Origin of the sequence: Microbacterium sp. ISL-103, assembly GCF_018613995.1 — a bacterium.
Lineage (GTDB): Bacteria > Actinomycetota > Actinomycetes > Actinomycetales > Microbacteriaceae > Microbacterium.
In genome coordinates this window covers 1-3,620 of sequence record NZ_JAGGPD010000440.1, presented here as the reverse complement: position 1 = coordinate 3,620, position 3,620 = coordinate 1, and the positions used below count along the sequence as shown (strand labels likewise).

At 68.2% G+C, this 3,620-nt stretch carries 4 protein-coding genes; all 4 read left to right on the top strand.

The window, feature by feature from the left end; all coding sequences use genetic code 11:
- Positions 1-895: carbohydrate ABC transporter permease (locus J7E68_RS15320; RefSeq protein ID WP_215174028.1), on the top strand; the 895-nt coding region annotated here is incomplete at its 5' end.
- Positions 892-1,782: a carbohydrate ABC transporter permease gene (locus J7E68_RS15315; RefSeq protein ID WP_056310182.1), complete on the top strand. Its 891-nt coding sequence runs from the start codon at positions 892-894 to the stop codon at positions 1,780-1,782. The genes J7E68_RS15320 and J7E68_RS15315, both read left to right, overlap by 4 nt.
- 5 nt (positions 1,783-1,787) lie before the next feature.
- Positions 1,788-3,218: a GH1 family beta-glucosidase gene (locus tag J7E68_RS15310; protein ID WP_215174026.1), complete on the top strand. Its 1,431-nt coding sequence runs from the start codon at positions 1,788-1,790 to the stop codon at positions 3,216-3,218.
- Between the two features lie 55 nt (positions 3,219-3,273).
- On the top strand, positions 3,274-3,620 hold a 347-nt coding region (locus J7E68_RS15305; RefSeq protein ID WP_215174023.1), incomplete at its 3' end, for a LacI family DNA-binding transcriptional regulator.

The following is a 3,620-nucleotide window of genomic DNA, read 5'->3' as shown; positions in this document are numbered from 1 at the left end:
CGTGCACGAGTGGGACCTGCTCAAGGGCCAGGGCGGGTTCGTCGGCACCGGCAACTTCGTCGAGATCCTCGGCGACGCGATGTTCTGGAACTCGATCTTCAACACGCTGAGCATCTTCCTGCTGTCGGCGATCCCGCAGCTCGCGGTGGCACTGGTCATCGCCTACCTGCTCGATCGCGGGCTGCGCGCCCCGACGTTCTGGCGCATGAGCATCCTCATCCCGTTCGTCGTGACGCCCGTGGCCGTCGCCATCATCTTCTCGAGCATCTTCAACGAGGCCGACGGCCTCGCCAACAACCTGCTGAACCTGCTCGGCATCGCCGACCAGCAGTGGAAGCACGACACGGCCCTGTCGCACCTCGCGATCGCCGTCATGGTGAACTTCCGCTGGACGGGCTACAACGCCCTCATCCTGCTCGCCGCGATGCAGGCGGTGCCGCGTGACCTCTACGAATCCGCCGCCCTCGACGGTGCAGGAGCCGCCCGCCGCTTCTTCTCGATCACGATCCCCACCATCCGCCCGACGCTGATCTTCGTGATCATCACCGCGACGATCGGCGGTCTGCAGATCTTCGCCGAGCCGCGCCTGTTCGACGTCTCGACGGCCGGCGGCATCGGAGGCAGCGATCGACAGTTCCAGACGACGGTGCTGTTCCTGTGGGAGCTCGCCTTCTTCCGGCGAGACCTCGGGGAGGCATCCGCTGTCGCCATCCTGCTGTTCCTGCTCATCGTCGGCATCGGAGTGATCAACTTCCTCATCTCCCGGCGCATCTCGACCGGGGATGCTCCCCAGAGCCGCGCCGCCCGCCGGCGTGCACGCAGCGCCGCCGCGGCAGCAGCCACGGCAGCCGCCGGCACGACGATCGCCACCACGACCGAGGAGAACGCGCGATGACCGCCACCCAGGCGCTGAGCGTCCCCGAGAAGATCCGCCGGCGTCGCGGAGCCGTCGGCGGAAATGCCGGAATCGGCAGCCGCCCCGGATTCCTCACCTACGGCCTGCTCGCCGCGTTCATCATCGGCAGCGTCTACCCGCTCTGGTGGTCGGTGGTCGTCGCGAGCGGCACCAACGCCACCCGTGGCGAGACCCTGCCGCTGATCCCCGGCGGCAACTTCTTCGCCAACGCCGCCAAGGTGTTCGATGCGATCCCCTTCTGGCTGGCCCTCGGCAACTCGTTCCTGATCTCGGCGATCATCACGCTGTCGGTCGTGACGTTCTCGACGCTCGCCGGCTACGCGTTCGCCAAGCTGCGCTTCAAGGGTCGTGACGGCCTGATGATCTTCGTGATCGCGACCATGGCGATCCCGACGCAGCTCGGCATCATCCCGCTGTTCATGCTCATGCGCGAGCTCGGCTGGACCGGCTCGATCGGCGCCGTCATCGTGCCGACGCTGGTCACCGCCTTCGGCGTCTTCTTCATGCGGCAGTACCTGGTCGACGTGATCCCCGACGAGCTCATCGAGGCCGCGCGCATGGACGGCGCGAATCAGTTCCGCACGTTCCTCACCGTCGGCATCCCGGCGGCCCGCCCCGCGATGGCGATCCTCGGCCTCTTCACCTTCATGACGGCCTGGACCGACTACCTCTGGCCGCTGATCGTGCTCTCCCCGCAGAACCCGACCCTGCAGACGGCGCTCAGCCAGCTGCAGTCGGGGTACTACATCGACTACTCGATCGTGCTCGCCGGTGCCGTGCTCGCGACCCTGCCGCTGCTCGTCCTGTTCGTCGTGGCGGGTCGGCAGCTGGTCAGTGGCATCATGGCGGGCGCGGTGAAAGGATGACCTTCATGACCCGCGCCTTCCCCGAGAACTTCCTGTTCGGCGCCGCGACAGCGGCGTACCAGATCGAAGGGGCGGCTTTCGAAGACGGGCGCACCGCGTCGATCTGGGATGCCTTCAGCAAGGTGCCCGGTGCAGTGATCGGCGGCGACGACGGCGACGTGGCGTGCGACCACTACCACCGCTACCCGCAGGACGTCGCGCTCATGAAAGAGCTGGGACTGCAGACCTACCGCTTCTCGACGTCGTGGTCGCGCGTGCGTCCCGACGGCGGCGCGGTCAACCCGAAGGGCGTCGACTTCTACGAGCGCCTCGTCGACGAGCTGCTCGCGAACGACATCCTGCCCTGGCTGACTCTGTATCACTGGGACATGCCGCAGGCGCTGCAGGAGTCGGGCGGCTGGACCAACCGCGACACGGTCGGGCGGTTCCTCGAGTACGCCGGCACGATGCACGACGCACTGGGTGACCGCGTGAACGTGTGGACGACGCTGAACGAGCCGTGGTGCTCGTCGTTCCTCTCGTACACCGGCGGCGAGCACGCACCCGGACACACGAGCGTCGCCGAGGGGCTGCTGTCGGCTCATCACCTGCTGCTCGCCCACGGCGAGACGGTGCGCGAGCTGCGAGGCCGTGACGCGAGCCTGAACCTCGGCATCACCCTGAACCACACGGTCGCCGACCCGGCCGACCCGACGAACCCCGCCGACGTCGACGCCGCGCGCCGGGTCGACGGGCAGTTCAACCGCTGGTTCCTCGACCCGATCTACCGCGGCGTGTACCCCGACGACATCATCAGAGACATCAGGGCGGTGGATGCCGATGCCGTGGCGCGCTTCACGGCTGCCGTGCACGACGGCGACCTCGATGTGATCTCGCAGCGCATCGACACGCAGGGCGTCAACTACTACCACGGCGACTTCGTCTCGGGCACGGCCCCGGCTGTGAAGCCCGCGAGCGGCGGGCCCGCGACGCAGCGCCCGAGCCGCAGCCCCTACCCGTCGAGCGAGGGCATCCACTCGGTCGAGCGCGGCCTGCCTCGCACCGCGCAGAACTGGGAGGTGCAGCCCGAGGGCCTCACCCGCCTGCTGCAGCGCGTCTGGACCGAGTACGCAGAGCCCGCGGGCACCGTGCTCTACATGACCGAGAACGGCGCAGCCTATGACGACGTCGCGGTGGTCGAAGACGGCGAGACGCGCGTGCACGACGAGGACCGCACCGAGTTCCTGCGCCTGCACCTCGCAGCGGTTCTCGATGCGGCCGATGCCGGAGTCGACGTGCGCGGCTACTTCTACTGGTCGATGTTCGACAACTTCGAATGGGCGTGGGGGTATGACAAGCGCTTCGGCATCGTGCGCGTCGACTACGACACCCAGGAGCGGAGTCTGAAGGACTCCGGTCGGGAGTACGCTCGCATCATCGCCGCTCGCGCTCTCTGACGCCGGGCGGCGGACCAGGGAGCATCCGGCTTCGCCGCCGGACGGAGGGAGAGTCGTGTCACTGCGAGCGACCATCGAAGAGGTGGCATCGGCCGCCGGAGTCTCGCGATCGACGGTGTCGCGCGTCGTCAACGGGTCGACCGCGGTGAGTCCTGAGGCGCTCGACGCCGTGAAGCGGGCCATCGACGAGCTCAGCTACGTGCCCAACCGCGCGGCGCGCTCGCTCGCCTCGCGGCAGACGCACGCGATCGCCCTGATCGTGCCCGAAGACACCACGCGCTTCTTCGGCGACCCGTTCTTCGCGGCGATCGTCGCGGGCATCACCGGGGCCCTGCGGGGTTCGGACTACCTGCTCACCCTGCTCATCGCGAGCGACGACCCCGGCGACAAGATGACGAGCTT